This is a genomic window from Bradyrhizobium sp. dw_78 (assembly GCF_018449525.1).
Classification (GTDB): domain Bacteria; phylum Pseudomonadota; class Alphaproteobacteria; order Rhizobiales; family Xanthobacteraceae; genus Bradyrhizobium.
Genome location: NZ_JAAVUS010000007.1, coordinates 147,023 through 162,233, shown reverse-complemented (window position 1 = coordinate 162,233; position 15,211 = coordinate 147,023). Strand labels below are relative to the sequence as shown.

The window sequence follows — 15,211 nt, the reverse complement described above, 5'->3', positions numbered from 1 at the left end:
ATGCAGACGTCAGCCGGCAATACGCGCCGGAACGCACGCATTGCCGTTTGGTTCGCGTCAGGTTTCCTTGAAGCGGTAGCCCACGCCGTACAGGGTTTCGATCATCTCGAACTCATCGTCGGCCATCTTGAACTTCTTGCGCAGCCGCTTGATGTGGCTGTCGATGGTGCGATCGTCGACATAGACCTGGTCATCATAAGCCGCGTCCATCAGGGCGTTGCGGCTTTTCACGACGCCGGGACGCTGCGCCAGCGCCTGGAGAATGAGAAATTCCGTCACCGTCAATGTCACCGGCTCGTTCTTCCAGGTGCAGGTGTGACGCTCGGGGTCCATGCGCAAAAGCCCGCGATCCAGCGCCTTGGTATCGTTTTCCTTCGGCGCCGCGGTTGGATCTTTCGGTGACGAGCGGCGCAGCACCGCCTTGACGCGTTCGACCAGAAGACGCTGGGAGAACGGCTTGCGGATAAAATCGTCGGCGCCCATTTTCAGGCCGAACAATTCGTCGATTTCCTCGTCCTTCGAGGTAAGGAAAATGACCGGCAGATCCGACTTCTGTCGCAGCCGCCGCAGCATTTCCATGCCGTCCATGCGCGGCATCTTGATATCGAGGATCGCCAGATCGGGCTGGCTGGTGCGGAAACCGTCCAACGCGGAAGCGCCATCCGTATAGGTCATGATACGGTAGCCCTCGGCTTCGAGCGCGATCGAGACGGATGTGAGAATGTTGCGGTCGTCGTCGACCAAGGCGATTGTGGGCATGAGCCTGCTTTCAGTTAAGTGGTGGCTGAAACGGCGAGCAATCCAGCGATGCGCCGCATGGGCTTCGAACGCGGTCAACGAGCAATGCAAGCTGGGCTGAAGTGTGACCGAGTTCCGCGAAAACGCCGCACCGTGCGAAGCGTTGCAACCCATATAACCACTAGTCTAAGCCAAAAAACCCCCTCATTGCAATAACATGCCCGGATATAAATGATGGAACCGACGACTGATTTCAACCCCGCTTATCTCGCCAATTCGCTGTTGCGCCGCCGCCGGCAGGGGGCTTTGGCGACCCTGACGGCTGGCAGCGGCGATCCCTATTGCTCGCTGGTCAATGTCGCGAGCCATGCCGACGGTTCGCCGATCCTGCTGATTTCGCAGCTTGCGGTGCATACCAGGAACATCCTGGCCGACGGCAGGGTGTCGCTGATGCTGGACGAGCGGACCGCCGGTGATCCGCTGGAGGGCGCGCGGATCATGCTGGCGGGCCAGGCGGAGGAGGCGAATTCGGGCGATATCGAGATCCTGCGCCGCCGCTATCTCAACGCTCATCCGTCCGCGGAAGCCTTTGCAGACTTTAAGGACTTTTCCTTTTTCAGGATTCGGCCCGCGGGCGTGCATCTGGTCGCCGGCTTCGGGCGGATCGTGGACCTTAAACCGGAACAGTTCCTCACCGACATTTCCGACGCCGCTTCGCTGATCGAGACCGAACAGGAGGCCATCGACCACATGAATGCCGATCACCGCGAGGCAATGAACCTTTATGCGACCCGGCTGCTCGGGGCTGATCCGGCGGATTGGCGCTGCACCGGCTTCGACCCCGACGGCATCGACATGGCGGCGGACGGTAAGACGGTGCGGCTGGACTTCCCGCGGCGGATTGTCACCCCCTCTGCACTTCGGCAAATGCTGAAGCAACTTGCCGAGCAAGCCCGCGCTGCAGCAAACGATTGAGCAGAAACCACAACCGCCCCGGAATAAACCAGATATCGCGGGATCGGCCCGACCGCTGAAGCGTTCATCAACTATTCGGTCGCCGGACCAAAGCCGCAAGGCTATATTGACGGCTACCGCGATGACAGGCGCGTCCAACTTTGTTCGCGCCGAAGATAGAAAATTGGTGGGTTCAAGGAGGATTGTTCCGTGCAAGAGACGGGCGTGCATAACGGCGCCGTTGGCGCAGACAAATTCGGCTTCAGAAAACTCAAGGGCGTCTACTGGAATTTCGGTGCGCCGCAGCTCTATGAGCACGCGTTGCGCAACGGCGAAGCGGTACTCTCCGCCGATGGCGCGCTATGCGCGGATACGGGCGTATTCACCGGCCGCAGCCCCAAGGACAAGTTCACCGTTCGCGACGCGACCACCGACAAAAATATGTGGTGGGCCGGCAACCAGCCGATCACGTCGGAGCAGTTTGAGGCGCTCTATCAGGATTTCCTCACGCATACCGAAGGCATGACGCTGTTCGCGCAGGATCTCTATGGCGGCGCTGATCCGAGCCATCGGATCAAGACCCGCGTCTTCACCGAGCTCGCCTGGCACTCGCTGTTCATTCGGACCTTGCTGATCCGCCCCGAGGCATCGGAGCTCGCAAGCTTCGTGCCGGAATTGACCATGATCGATCTGCCGAGCTTCCGCGCCGATCCCAAGCGCCACGGCGTGCGGTCGGAGAACGTGGTCGCGATTGATTTCGCGCGCAAGATCGTCCTGATCGGCGGCTCTCAATATGCCGGCGAGATGAAGAAATCGGTGTTCACCACGCTGAACTATTATCTGCCCGAAAAGGGCGTGATGCCGATGCATTGCTCGGCCAATGTCGGCCCTGACGGCGATGCCGCCATCTTCTTCGGTCTCTCCGGCACCGGTAAGACCACGCTCTCGGCCGACCCGAAGCGGACGCTGATCGGCGACGACGAACATGGCTGGAGCGCGGACGGCATCTTCAACTTCGAAGGCGGCTGCTACGCCAAATGCATCAAACTATCCAGGGAAGCCGAGCCGGAGATCTTTGCCGCCAGCAAACGCTTCGGCGCGGTGCTGGAGAACGTGGTGCTCGACGAGAATACCCGCGCGCCGGATTTCGACGACGGTTCGAAGACCGAAAATACCCGCTCCGCCTATCCGCTCGATTTCATTCCCAATGCTTCGCGGACCGGCCGCGCCGGTCATCCGAAGAATGTGGTGATGCTGGCGGCGGACGCGTTCGGCGTGATGCCGCCGATCGCAAAGCTGACGCCGGCGCAGGCGATGTATCATTTCCTGTCCGGCTATACCGCGAAGGTGGCCGGCACCGAGCGCGGCCTCGGCAATGAGCCGCAGCCGGAATTCTCGACCTGCTTCGGTTCGCCGTTCCTGCCACGCGATCCCGCCGTGTACGGCAATCTGCTGCGCGACCTGATCGCCAGGCACAATGTCGATTGCTGGCTGGTCAACACCGGCTGGACTGGCGGCAAATACGGCACCGGTCGCCGTATGCCGATCAAGGTGACGCGGGCGCTGTTGACCGCCGCGCTGAACGGCTCGCTGCGCAATGCCGATTTCCGCACCGACGCATATTTTGGCTTTGCGGTGCCGACCTCGCTGCCCGGCGTCGAACCGCAGATTCTCGATCCGGAAAAGACCTGGGCCGACAAGGCCGAGTTCGACAAAACCGCCCGCGCGCTGGTCGGCATGTTCCAGAAGAACTTTGCCAAGTTCGAAGCCCATGTCGACGCCGACGTCCGCGCCGCCGCACCGGAAGTGAAACTCGCGGCGGAGTGAGGCCGTCATTCCGGGGCGCGCGATAGCGCGAACCCGGAATCCTCGATCTGCAAACTCGATGTCCTAAAGCTCCATGTTGTCCCGGCCTTGAGCCGGGACCCATATATTGTATTGCACGAAGCTGGGGCCGCACCGGTGCCGACAATACGCGTTGCTGGTTATGGGTTCCCGCGTTCGCGGGAACCCATAGGGGAGAATTATTCCGGCAATACCGCGTTGCTTGGCGTCGGCCGGTCGGTGATCTGCAGGCCGAACAGGCTGCCGATCAGTTCGACCGCGACGCGCGCGGTGCGGCCGCGCTCATCGAGGAACGGGTTGAGCTCCACGACATCGGCCGATCGCACCAATCCTGAATCGTGCAACAGCTCCATGACGAGATGCGCCTCGCGATAGGTCGCGCCGCCCGGAACCGTCGTGCCGACGCCCGGCGCCACAGCCGGATCGAGGAAATCGACATCGAAAGAGACATGCAGGACGCCGTTGCGCGCCCTGACCCGTTCGATTACCCGCCGGATCAAAACGCCGACGCCGAACTCGTCGATGGCGCGCATGTCGGCGATTGCGATATGGCGATCGCGAACGAGATTCTTTTCGAGCGGATCGATTGAGCGGACGCCGAACAGGTCCAGTTGATCGGAAGCGATAGAGGCCCGCGGCTGTTCGCCGAGCAGATCGTTGAGCCCGGGCTCGCCGCACAGGAATGCGGCGGACATGCCATGCATGTTGCCGGTGATGGTCGTCTCCGGCGTGTTGTAGTCCGCATGTGCGTCCAGCCACAGCACGAACAGCGGCCGGCCCTGTTCGCGCCAATAGCGCGCGACGCCGTTCACCGATCCCATCGACAGGCTGTGGTCGCCGCCCATGAAGATCGGGATCGCGCCGGTGCGGGCCAGTTCGAAGGCGCGTTCGCTCGCCGTTCGGACCCAGCCTTTGATCTCCGCATAATATCTGACGTTGGCGGGCGGCGGTTCGTCCGTTGCGGCCGGCGCGGGTCTGGAAATGTCGCCATAGTCGTCGACGGAGAGTCCGAGTTGTTCCAGCACGCGGGCGATGCCGGCCGTGCGTAGAGCGGCCGGTCCCATCAGCGTGCCGGCTTGCGAAGCGCCGATTTCGACGGGGATGCCAAGCAGCGCTATTTTGGGGTTTCTCGACAGACTGGCTTCAGACATTCGCGTCGCTCTCAGGATTGCGGGATGGGCAAAGCGAAGCGTGCCCGCCGTTCAAGGTTACGCATCCCGATAGATGGCGGGCACGGCGCGGGAAGCGCCTTTTCCCACCCTACGGCTTTTCGGGGGCATTACTCTATGACTCTATGCCTTGAAATAAGCGATCTGGGTCGTGGTTGCGAGCAGGCGGCCGCTGGTCGACCACAACTCGCCATGCTGATCGCCATAGCTCCGGTAAAAGATCTTGGCGTCGGCGATGGCGAGCACGCGGGTGATGTCCTCGGCCGCCAGGCTTTCCATATCGGTGTGGAAGTAGGTCGTCAGCGACACCGTGCCGAACGGCACCAGTTCGTTCCTGGCATGAAATACGCGGCCGAAGAAGGCATCCGACATCGCCATCAGCGACAGCGCGTCGATCTTTCGAGGCACGCGGTCGCCGATCCACAGTTTGGAGAAGGCGCTGGCGGGCATGGTCTGGGAGGCGGAGCCGAATTTCGGCTCACCCTCGACAAAGCGGAAATCATATTGCTTGACCCAGGAGGCTTGCTTAACCCAAGAGGCGGCGACCTTGGCAAATGGCAGTGTCTGCTCGAACGCAGTGGCCTGCGGAAATTGGGCCGGCTGATGCGCCCATGAAGGACGGCGTTCGGCGAAGACCGCGGTGGCAAGCGTGGCGACATCGGCGCCCCCTTGCGTCATCTCGACCGACCAATGCTGCGTCGAGCGGTTGGCTTTCACCAGGCGGATGTCGAGGTCGAACCCGCCTTGCGCGATCGGCGCGCAGAAATTGACAGTGAGCGATAGCGGATCGCCGGCGCGCTGCGGGTGTTCGATCAGCGCGCGCAGGATCGTCGCGGCCGTGATGCCGCCAAATGGTCCGACGAACGCCCAGTAATCCTCGCTGGTCCGCCCCTGCCAATGGCTGTCGCCGGCGGTGATTTGCGTGGCTTCATCGAAGAGATGCGGTGTTTTTGTGAGCATGAGATTCTCCGTCATTCCGGGATGGTCCGAAGGACCAGACCCGGAATCTCGAGATTCCGGGTTCGCATCTCTGATGCGTCCCGGAATGACAGCATCGATGTTACGCCAAGCTAAAGCAGCGGTAATGCATTTCGCATGCAGTATCGCGTTTGTTCCATCGGATTCAACGACGTGGAAGGTGACGGATTTGCGATGTCCGGCTCAGCGCGTCGCGCCGCGCTGCGCCGGCTCCTGCATCGCCGTCGGGAAAGTCCCGCGCACCGGCACGTTCCAGATTTCCTCGGCATATTCGCGGATGGTGCGATCGGAGGAGAACCAGGCCATCCGGGCCACGTTGAGGATGCTGGCCCGCGTCCATGCCGGCATCACCTGCCAGCGGGCGTCGATGCCGCGCTGGGTGTCGTAATAGGAATCGAAGTCCATGCTGACCATGTAATGGTCGAGGTAGCGCAGCGCGTGCGCGATCGATTCGAACCGGCTGGGATCGTCGGGCGAGAACTCACCGCTTCCAATTGCATTGATGGCGCGCAACAGCCGCGGCGACCGCCGGATCACGTCGGTCGCATCGAGCCCCTGCTTGCGACGCACCATCACGTCCATCGCCTCCATCCCGAAGATCGCGATGTTTTCGGCGCCGACATGATCGCGTATCTCGATATTGGCGCCGTCGAGCGTGCCGATGGTCAGCGCGCCGTTGAGCGCGAGCTTCATGTTGCCGGTGCCGGAAGCTTCCATGCCCGCGGTCGAGATCTGCTCGGACAGGTCGGCGGCGGGGATGATCACCTCCGCAAGGCTGACATTGTAATCGGCCATGAATGCGACCTTCAACCGACCGGCAATAGCCGGATCGTTGTTGACGGTTTCAGCCACGTCGTTGATCAGCTTGATGATCAGCTTGGCATAGCGGTAGCTCGCCGCTGCCTTGCCGGCGAAGATCTTCACCCGCGGTACCCAGTCGCGCTGCGGTTCGTCCTTGATCGCCTGGTACAGCGCGATGGTTTCGAGGATGTTGAGCAATTGCCGCTTGTATTCGTGGATGCGCTTGATCTGGACGTCGAACAGCGCGCCCGGATCGACCCGGATGTTGAGCCGCTCGCCGATCACCCGCGCCAGCGCGATCTTGTTGTGATGCTTGACGTTGCGGAATTGCTGCTGGAACGCGCTGTCGCTGGCGCGATTCTCCAGTCGCGACAAAAGCGCGGGATCGTCGAGCACCGCTTCGCCGCAGGTCTCGCGCAACAGGTCGGTCAATTTCGGATTGGCCAGCATCAGCCAGCGCCGGAAGGTGATGCCGTTGGTCTTGTTGGTGATGCGCTCGGGATAAAGAAAATGGAGATCGTGGAAAACGGTTTCCTTCATCAGGTCGGAATGCATCGCCGAGACGCCGTTGATGCGATGAGATCCGACGAACGCCAATTGCCCCATCCGCACCCGGCGCCCGGATTTTTCGTCGATTAGCGAAACTGAGGCGCGGAAATCGATGTCGCCGGGGCATCGCACTTCCGCCAGCGCCAGATGGGCGGCGTTGATGCGGTAGATGATGTCGAGGTGTCGCGGCAGCAACCGTTCGAACAGTTCGACCGGCCAGGTCTCGAGCGCTTCCGGCAGCAGCGTGTGGTTGGTGTAGGACAGGGTCGCCACCGTGATCTTCCACGCCTCGTCCCAGCGGAAGTTATGCAGATCGACCAGGATGCGCATCAACTCGGTGACGGCGAGGCTCGGATGGGTGTCGTTGAGTTGCACCGCGGCCTTTGACGCCAGGCTGCGCAACTGCCCGTCAGAGGCGAGATGCCGGTTCACCAGATCCTGCAACGAGGCCGAGACGAAGAAATATTCCTGGCGCAGCCGCAATTCGCGCCCCGCCGCGCTTTCGTCGTTTGGATACAGGAATTTGCAGATCGCCTCGGCGCGGGCCTGTTCGGCGCTGGCGCCGAGATAATCACCGGTGTTGAAGACATCGAGCCGGAGCGGATCCGGCGCGCGCGCCGACCACAGCCGCAGCGCGTTGACGTGCTGGCCGCGCCAGCCCACGATCGGCGTGTCATAGGCGATGGCCTGGATGGTTTCCGCCGGATGCCAGATCACGCGCTCACGGCCCTTCGCGTCGGTGACGTGTTCGAGGCTACCGCCGAAATGAATATGGTAGACCACTTCGGGCCGCTGGAATTCCCAAGGGTTGCCGAAGCTCAGCCATTCGTCCGGATATTCCTGCTGCCAGCCCTGGGTGATGATCTGGCGGAACAGGCCGAAATCGTAGCGGATGCCGTAGCCGATGGCGGGGATCGCGAGCGTCGCCATGCTTTCCATGAAGCACGCCGCAAGCCGTCCCAGGCCGCCATTGCCGAGCGCCGCATCCGGTTCGCATTTGCGCAGGTCCGAGAGCGCCACGCCGAGATCGCCGAGCGCGGTCTCGAACACTTGCAGCAGACCCATATTGTTCAGCGCGTCGGTGAACAGCCGCCCGATCAGGAATTCCAGGCTGAGGTAATAGACCCGCTTGCGTCCGGCGTCGTAACTTTGCTTTTCCGCCGTCAGCCAGTGATGCACGATGCGGTCGCGCAGCGCCAGCGCTGCCGCTATGTACCAGTCGTGCCGCGTGGCCATGCCGGCGTCCTTGCCGATCGCAAGCCGCAGCTTGGCAAGGATCGCGCCCTTGATCTCGGCCAGCGCCAGTTCGTCGATCGGTTGGCCAAGTGCCGGGTAATTTGCTGGGAAGGATTGCTCTGGCAAAAGTTCGATCCTGGAAGTTTTAGATCCCAACTAAATCATACGCGCCTTGGATCGGGATCGAAACCCGCCCGCGGGTTCGTTGTGCAATGCGCTGGTATGATTTTATGCAAAGACCGGGCCGATTTGCGGGCATCGGCGCGCCGGCTTTGCTGATAGAAAGAGAAAACCGCGACATTCCGATCATTCACAGGGAACCGGCCATGAGATTGATCGTCGAGATCGTCGCCGCGATACTGCTTATCTGCTGCGTCAGTGTCTCAAGCGCGGCTTTCGTCGTTTCCAGGCCCGGCCGAAGCCCCGATGGCCTGAATTGCTCCTTCAGCGTCTCGCAGAATGCTTCGCCGGCCGTGCGTTGCGCCACAATTCACCGGCAATGCGGTAGAAAATTTGTCTCCAATGATGGCGGTGACAGGCTCTTGTCGGCGACATGAATTTGGACGCCGGCTGCTGTCTCCGCGGCCGGTCTCGAATTTTGCCGGGGCGAAAAGGCAGTCGGCGTCAGAACAAATTAAGAACACTTTAGCAAGTCTTTGATATACCATACTGATTCGGCACCAAGCCGGCACAACATCTATGGTCTATCCGTTTCTGCGAGGACTACATGTCCACTATCGCCTTCGATCAATTCGCACTCACCCGCATCGCCGACTTCGCGCGCTCGTTGTCGCGGCTGCATCAGGCCTCACGCCGTAGGCTGGTCGATGACGACCAGATCGACCGCGAATTCAATGCCGTTTGCCTGTCGGTGTGGGGCTACACCACGGACGATATCAGCGACGACCTGTTCTCCGACGAAGATCATGTGTTTCTCGATACGCTCGATGAAGCGCATGCGCGGATATTTGCCGCTGAGCAGGGTTATGACCTCGTCGACGATCAGGGCATGCTGACGGATTGGTGGGGCTATTGCTGGATGATCCTTGCCGAGAAGCGCGGGCTATTGACGCCGGAGAACCGCGCCGCGGCGCGCGGGGCGATCGAGGAAAAATATCTGTCGGCGCCGAACGTCATCGGCGTCATCGTCGGGCGATGATGCGCCATCTCGCTCGTTCCGGGATGGCGCTTAGCGCCAGACCTCAGATGCGCCATTGCGCATCGGGGAAGCTCAGGATTCTACGGATGTGCGATGGCGCATCGTAGTTCGATGCGGAGCCTGGGCTGCGCGTGACGCAGACTTGGTGGCATCGCCCCGCAATGACGTTGTTCGAATGATGAGCTAATCCGCTTCCGCACGTTTGTCGTTCGCCGGTGCGGATTTTGGCAGCGCGGAGACGGGGAGCACGGGCGGCGGCGCTTCATCGGCGACGGCTTCCGCGTTCACCGGCGCCACCTTCATCTCGCCGAGCCGCGCGCGTATCTCGGGTGTCAGGCCCGGATAGGAAGCGACCGGCGTGAATTCCGCGGTCTGGTTGTTGCCGGCCCTGATGCCGGAATACGCGACCAGCCCGTCGGTGGTGGCAATGACGTCGCCGGGACGCAACGAATTGTCGAGCGTGAGGTCGACCGGCGCAAGGCCCGCGGGGTCGCGGCCGTTGCAGGTGCAGTCCGCGCGCAGCGCCTTGCGATAGGCATAGGCGTTTTCACTGTCGGCATAGCGCTCGCCGGCTGCGGTCGAAGCGCCGTCGATGGAGCCGCCGTAAAAGACCTTGGTCGGGCTGGCCGGACAAAAGGCCTGGCATATCTGCACCGGCGAGGCATTGCCCCGTGTCAGCGGAAAATAACGGCCATCGCAGCTTCGCACACAAAACGCAGGACCGGAGCCGCCTGCCATGCGCGGCTGCCGGGCCGGCTGGTTGGCGCCGGACGGATCGGCGAAGAAACTCGCCTGCGCAGGCTTCTGGAGGCTGCCGAACAGAAAATCGAACAGGTTTTCGGCGGAGGCGACGCGCGGCGCGGAAGCAATGATGCCGGCGAGGACGAAGGCAGCAACAAACGTCACGCGGCGCCGTACGCGCAGGTAACACGACTTTATATGCAACACCCACCCCGCCCGACGTCATGATACCGATGCTGGAACCTGCGTCCCACCGCGGATGCACTTTAGGTCGGGATGGTAAACGAGCTATGAGCAAGTCGCGGATGGCCGCAAGAAATGCGGCAGGAAAGACGTGGATGCCCGTGACAAGCACGGGCATGACGAAGGGGGGCGTCAGGTGCCTGGAATGAAAAGCCGGGATCAGCCCTTCAAGAACTCGGCAGCCTTGTAGAGCGAACGGAAGGAAAGGCCGGCTTCCGCAAAGGTTTCGGTTGCGCCTTCTTCGCGGTCCACCATGGTCAGCACCAGCACGACCTCGCCGCCGGCATCGCGCACCGCCTCGACCGCCTTCATCGCCGAGCCGCCGGTCGTGGTGACGTCCTCGACGATGACGATGCGTTTGCCCTTGAGGCTCTCGTCTTTCGCAAGGCCCTCGACCGCGAGTCGGGCGCCGTGCTCCTTCGGCTTCTTGCGCACGAAGAACGCCGCGATCGGATGGCCCTTGATCCAGGAAAGCTGCGCGATCGCGCCCGCCAGCGGCACCGCGCCCATTTCCAGCCCGCCGACATAATCGAGGCCGTCGTCTTTCAGCGCCTCATAGGTCAATTCGGCGAGCAGCGCCGCGCCTTCGGGATCGAGCATCGTCGGCTTGAGGTTGAAATAGAAATCGCTCTTGCGCCCCGACGCCAGCGTGATTTCACCACGTCCGAACGAGCGTTTGCGGATGATCTCGGCGAGACGGGCGCGGGAGGCTGATATGGACAATGATCTTTTCTCGGGATTTTGCAAGGGATCGAAAGCGCAATCTATCGGCGGACGGCGGCACATTCCAGCGCCGATATTGTGCCGTCAACAACGCGGGGATCATGCCGCGGAAAGGCCGGTTGTAACGCCCCGGGGTTCCGGGGTAGGGGATATGATGCTCTTACGGGACAAGAACGGGCAAGACGAATGACCATCGAATTCCACACCTGGAACACGCCGAACGGCCGCAAGATCTCGGTTGCGCTGGAGGAGATGGGACTGCCGTACAAGGTGATCCCGGTCAACATCACCAAGGGCGAGCAGATGGCGTCCGCGTTTCTCAAGATCAGCCCGAACAACAAGATCCCGGCGATCGTCGATCCCGATGGCCCGGACGGCAAGCCGGTCAGCGTGTTCGAATCCGGTGCGATCCTGCTCTATCTCGGCGAGAAGACCGGCAAGTTCCTGCCCCAGCCGCTGATCGAGCGCATTCCGGTCTATGAGTGGCTGATGTGGCAGATGGGCGGTTTCGGGCCGATGCCGGGGCAGGTGCATCATTTCATCGCGCTGGAGAACGAGCAGGACCGCGCCTATGGGCTGAAGCGCTTCATGGCGGAGACGCGCCGGCTCTATGGCGTGCTCGATCGCCGGCTGGCGGACCATGAATTCGTCGCGGGCGAACTCTCGGTGGCCGATTTCGCGATCCTGGGCTGGGCCTGGCGGCATCCGCGTCACAAAGTGGACCTTGCCGATTTCCCCAACGTCAACCGCTGGTACGACGCACTGATGGCGCGCCCCGCCGTCAAGCGCGGCATGGAAACGAAGCTGGATTGATTCTGCGCCGCCACTCCCGCAAGCGGGCGCGGCGAGAAATCAATGCGCCTCGTCCCAATTGTTCGCCGCCCTGGCGTCGACCTGCAACGGCAGCGACAGCAGCACCGCGGGGAAGGGGGCGTCCTGCATGACGTGCTGCACCACCGGGAGCGTGGCCGCCACTTCGTCGTCGGGCACCTCGAAAATCAGTTCGTCATGCACCTGCAACAGCATCTGCGCCGAGAGCTTGTGTTCGGCGAGCGCATCCTCCATCCGGATCATGGCGCGGCGGATGATGTCGGCGGCGGTGCCTTGCAGGCGCGCGTTAATCGCGGCGCGCTCGTTGAAAGAGCGGACGGACGCGTTGCTGGCCTTGATATCAGGATAGTAGCACTTCCGACCGAACAGCGTGGTGACGTAACCGTTCTGGCGGCAAAACTCCCTGGTCTCGTCCATATAGGCACGGATGCCGGGAAAGCGTTCGAAATATTTCTTGATATAGGCGGAAGCTTCTTCGCGCGCGATGCCCAGTTGATTGGCGAGGCCAAAGGCCGAGATGCCGTAGATGATGCCGAAATTGATCGCCTTGGCCCGGCGGCGTATCTCGCTCGGCATGTCCTTGATCGGCACGCCGAACATTTCCGAGGCCGTCATGGCGTGAATGTCGAGCCCGTCGCGGAACGCCTGTTTCAGCACCGGGATATCGGCGATCTCAGCCAATAGCCGCAGCTCGATCTGCGAATAATCCGCCGACACCAGCTTATGGCCGGTGGAGGCCACGAAGGCGCGGCGGATTTTCCGGCCGTCCTCGGTGCGAACCGGGATGTTCTGCAAATTCGGTTCGTTCGACGACAGCCGGCCGGTGGTGGTCGCCGCCAGCGCGTAGGTCGTATGCACGCGATGGGTTTGCGGATTGACGTAAGCCGGCAGCGCGTCGGTATAGGTCGATTTCAGTTTTGAAACCTGCCGCCACTCCAGAATCTTTCTCGGAAATTCGTAGCCCTGTTCGGCGAGATCGTCGAGGATCTGCGCTGAGGTCGACCATGCGCCGGTCTTGGTCTTGGTGCCGCCGGATATTCCCATCTTGCCGAACAGGATGTCGCCGATCTGCTTGGGGCTACCGACATTGATCGGCTCGCCGGCGAGTTCCTGAAGCTCGGCCTCGACGCGCGCGGCGGTCTGGGCAAAATCGCCCGACAGGCGCGACAGCACCTGGCGGTCGATCGAGATGCCGCGCCGCTCCATGCGCGCCAGCACGGCGACCAGCGGCCGTTCCAGCGTCTCGTACACCGCGGTCATGCGCTCGGCGACCAGACGTGGTTTCAGCACGCGCCACAGCCGCAAGGTCACGTCGGCATCCTCGGCCGAATACGCTGTCGCCCGGTCGATCGCGACTTGATCGAAACTCAGCTTGTTCTTGCCGCTGCCGGTCAATTCGCCAAAGCTGATTGTGGCGTGACCGAGCCAGCGTTCGGCCAGCGCCTCCAACCCATGCGCGTTGCGGCCGGCGTCGAGCGCATAGGACATCAGTTGCGCGTCGTCGTAATTGCGGAGGGTGATGCCGGCCTGCGCCAACATCACGGCGCTGAATTTGATGTTGAAGCCGATCTTCAGGATCCCCGCCGATTCCAGCAGCGGGCGTAGCGTCGTAAGCGCGTCGGCCGTCTTGATCTGGTCCGGCGCCAGCCCGGCATCGAACAATCCGGCGTCGCCGCCGGATTGCCTGTGGCCGAGCGGGACATAGGCGGCATCGTTGGGCGTGAGCGCCAGCGCGATGCCGCAGATCTCGGCCTGCATCGGGTCGATCGAACCGGCCTTCACTTCGATGGCGAAATGGCCGACATCGTGAATGCGTGCGATCCAGCCGCTGAGCGCATCGAGGCTATGGATCGTCTGATATTTATCGCGATCGACGCGAAGTTTCCGTGCCTCTTCGCTGCGTGCGGCGACGAGCGCGGCCGGCGTGCCCTTGAGGCTCGCGGCTTTGTCTTCCCTGCCGCCTCCGGTCTTGCCCGAAGCGCCGCCTTTCCCGCTTGTAGGGGAGGGTAGGATGGGGGTGCCTTGGTCCGCGAACAAATCTCCGCTCGGACCGTTCCGGTCCGCGATCGCGCTGCCGGCTGCGTCTGTATCGCCCTCGGGCAGGGGCGAAAAGACGCTCGCGCCGCTCCGGTAGCCGGGATCCGGCTCGACATCCGCCGGATCGATCTGCGAATATTCGGCAACGCGGCGGGTCAGCGTGGAAAATTCCATCGCCTTCAAAAATGCGACCAGCTTGCGCGGGTCGGGTTCATGTACCGCGAGCTCGTCGAGCGGCACGTCGAGATCGACCTTGTCGTCCAGCAACACCAATTGCCGCGAGATGCGCGCCTTCTCGGCATTCCCGATCAGCGCCTCGCGCCGCTTCGGCTGCTTGATCTCGCCGGCGCGGGCCAGAAGCTGTTCGAGATCGCCATATTCAATGATCAATTGCGCCGCGGTCTTGATGCCGATGCCGGGTACGCCCGGCACATTGTCGGTCGAATCGCCCGCCAGCGCCTGTACCTCGACCACCTTTTCCGGCGGCACGCCGAATTTCTCGATCACCTCGGCGATGCCGATACGGCGGTCCTTCATGGTATCGTACATGGTGACGCAGTCGGTCACGAGCTGCATCAGATCCTTGTCGGAGGACACGATGGTCGCGCTGGCGCCACGCTCGCAGGCGAGGCGCACATAGGTCGCGATCAGGTCGTCGGCCTCGAAACCGGCCTGCTCCAGGCAGGGCAGGTCGAAGGCGCGCACGGCCTCGCGGATCAGCGCGAATTGCGGGATCAGGTCGTCCGGGGCCGGCGGCCGGTGCGCCTTGTAGTCGGGATAGAGCTTGTTGCGGAAGGTGATTTCCGATTTGTCGAAGATGATGGCGAGGTGCGTCGGCCGATTGTCCTCCGGCATGTCGCGCAACAGCTTCCACAGCATGTTGCAGAAGCCGAGCACGGCGTTGACTTGCAGCCCGTCGGATTTGCGGTTCAGCGGCGGCAGCGCATGATAGGCGCGGAAGATGTAGGAGGAGCCGTCGACCAGGAACACGTGGTCGCCTTTCGCAGGCGCCTTGACGGCAACGGGGTTGGCGGCGGCTTTTGGAGAGGTTTTCGGCATGGCCGCAATCTAGGGATTTTTCCGAGGATTGACAGCCTTGCGGCGAAGATGTGCCGGGATTTTTGCTTTGCAGCCACGCTGTCGCAACAGGTTGCATCGGCGGCCGTTCCATGTCCCCCTGCGCGACCGGCAACGAGGGAAGATCATA

General features: G+C 62.2%; 12 protein-coding genes. 5 read left to right on the top strand and 7 right to left on the bottom strand.

Features of this window, described 5'->3' with window-relative positions; translation table 11 throughout:
- Positions 1-57: 57 nt before the first annotated feature.
- On the bottom strand, positions 58-759 hold the full coding sequence (locus HB630_RS18950) for a response regulator transcription factor (protein ID WP_213773798.1): 702 nt from the start codon (positions 757-759) through the stop codon (positions 58-60).
- A 213-nt stretch (positions 760-972) separates the two neighbouring features.
- Here HB630_RS18950 and HB630_RS18945 point away from each other — a divergent pair, with 213 nt between their 5' ends.
- Together HB630_RS18945 and HB630_RS18940 are read left to right on the top strand one after the other, a co-directional pair.
- A complete protein-coding gene (locus HB630_RS18945) occupies positions 973-1,713 on the top strand; it encodes a DUF2470 domain-containing protein (RefSeq protein ID WP_213773797.1) in 741 nt (246 codons plus the stop codon).
- Positions 1,714-1,902: 189 nt separating this feature from the next.
- Positions 1,903-3,519, top strand: coding sequence for a phosphoenolpyruvate carboxykinase (locus HB630_RS18940; protein WP_213773796.1), 1,617 nt, complete (start codon positions 1,903-1,905; stop codon positions 3,517-3,519).
- 197 nt (positions 3,520-3,716) lie between these two features.
- Here HB630_RS18940 and rocF read toward each other — a convergent pair whose 3' ends face one another.
- The 3 genes from rocF to HB630_RS18925 all read right to left on the bottom strand — a co-directional run bounded on the left by rocF (position 3,717) and on the right by HB630_RS18925 (position 8,396).
- The gene (gene rocF / locus HB630_RS18935; RefSeq protein ID WP_213773795.1) at positions 3,717-4,688 is read right to left on the bottom strand and encodes an arginase; all 972 of its coding nucleotides are present in this window, start codon (positions 4,686-4,688) and stop codon (positions 3,717-3,719) included.
- A 141-nt stretch (positions 4,689-4,829) separates the two neighbouring features.
- Complete coding sequence (locus tag HB630_RS18930) at positions 4,830-5,666, bottom strand: thioesterase family protein (RefSeq protein WP_213773794.1); 837 nt, start codon at positions 5,664-5,666, stop codon at positions 4,830-4,832.
- 201 nt (positions 5,667-5,867) lie between these two features.
- Complete coding sequence (locus HB630_RS18925; protein WP_213773793.1) at positions 5,868-8,396, bottom strand: glycogen/starch/alpha-glucan phosphorylase; 2,529 nt, start codon at positions 8,394-8,396, stop codon at positions 5,868-5,870.
- Between the two features lie 86 nt (positions 8,397-8,482).
- On the opposite strand from HB630_RS18925, the gene HB630_RS18920 reads away from it, so the two are divergent.
- Positions 8,483-8,827: a hypothetical protein gene (locus HB630_RS18920; RefSeq protein ID WP_249780916.1), complete on the top strand. Its 345-nt coding sequence runs from the start codon at positions 8,483-8,485 to the stop codon at positions 8,825-8,827.
- Between the two features lie 170 nt (positions 8,828-8,997).
- On the top strand, positions 8,998-9,429 hold the full coding sequence (locus HB630_RS18915; protein WP_213773792.1) for a hypothetical protein: 432 nt from the start codon (positions 8,998-9,000) through the stop codon (positions 9,427-9,429).
- 183 nt (positions 9,430-9,612) lie between these two features.
- Here the strand turns inward: HB630_RS18915 and HB630_RS18910 are convergent, their stop codons facing one another.
- Positions 9,613-10,335: a DUF2865 domain-containing protein gene (locus HB630_RS18910; protein WP_346656112.1), complete on the bottom strand. Its 723-nt coding sequence runs from the start codon at positions 10,333-10,335 to the stop codon at positions 9,613-9,615.
- 237 nt (positions 10,336-10,572) lie between these two features.
- A complete protein-coding gene (gene pyrE, locus HB630_RS18905) occupies positions 10,573-11,136 on the bottom strand; it encodes an orotate phosphoribosyltransferase (protein ID WP_213773790.1) in 564 nt (187 codons plus the stop codon).
- A 186-nt stretch (positions 11,137-11,322) separates the two neighbouring features.
- Between pyrE and HB630_RS18900 the strand changes: the two genes are divergently transcribed.
- On the top strand, positions 11,323-11,949 hold the full coding sequence (locus HB630_RS18900; protein ID WP_213773789.1) for a glutathione S-transferase family protein: 627 nt from the start codon (positions 11,323-11,325) through the stop codon (positions 11,947-11,949).
- Positions 11,950-11,988: 39 nt separating this feature from the next.
- Here HB630_RS18900 and polA read toward each other — a convergent pair whose 3' ends face one another.
- Positions 11,989-15,063, bottom strand: a complete 3,075-nt coding sequence (polA, locus tag HB630_RS18895) for a DNA polymerase I (RefSeq protein ID WP_213773788.1) — start codon at positions 15,061-15,063, stop codon at positions 11,989-11,991.
- Positions 15,064-15,211: the final 148 nt, after the last annotated feature.

Bases quoted from the DNA above. Each gene is read 5' to 3' on its own strand.
- HB630_RS18945 (WP_213773797.1), top strand. From the start codon at position 973: ATGGAACCGACGACTGATTTCAACCCCGCTTATCTCGCCAATTCGCTG.
- rocF (WP_213773795.1), bottom strand. From the start codon at position 4,688: ATGTCTGAAGCCAGTCTGTCGAGAAACCCCAAAATAGCGCTGCTTGGC.
- HB630_RS18920 (WP_249780916.1), top strand. From the start codon at position 8,483: ATGCGCTGGTATGATTTTATGCAAAGACCGGGCCGATTTGCGGGCATC.
- HB630_RS18930 (WP_213773794.1), bottom strand. From the start codon at position 5,666: ATGCTCACAAAAACACCGCATCTCTTCGATGAAGCCACGCAAATCACC.
- HB630_RS18950 (WP_213773798.1), bottom strand. From the start codon at position 759: ATGCCCACAATCGCCTTGGTCGACGACGACCGCAACATTCTCACATCC.
- polA (WP_213773788.1), bottom strand. From the start codon at position 15,063: ATGCCGAAAACCTCTCCAAAAGCCGCCGCCAACCCCGTTGCCGTCAAG.
- HB630_RS18915 (WP_213773792.1), top strand. From the start codon at position 8,998: ATGTCCACTATCGCCTTCGATCAATTCGCACTCACCCGCATCGCCGAC.
- HB630_RS18900 (WP_213773789.1), top strand. From the start codon at position 11,323: ATGACCATCGAATTCCACACCTGGAACACGCCGAACGGCCGCAAGATC.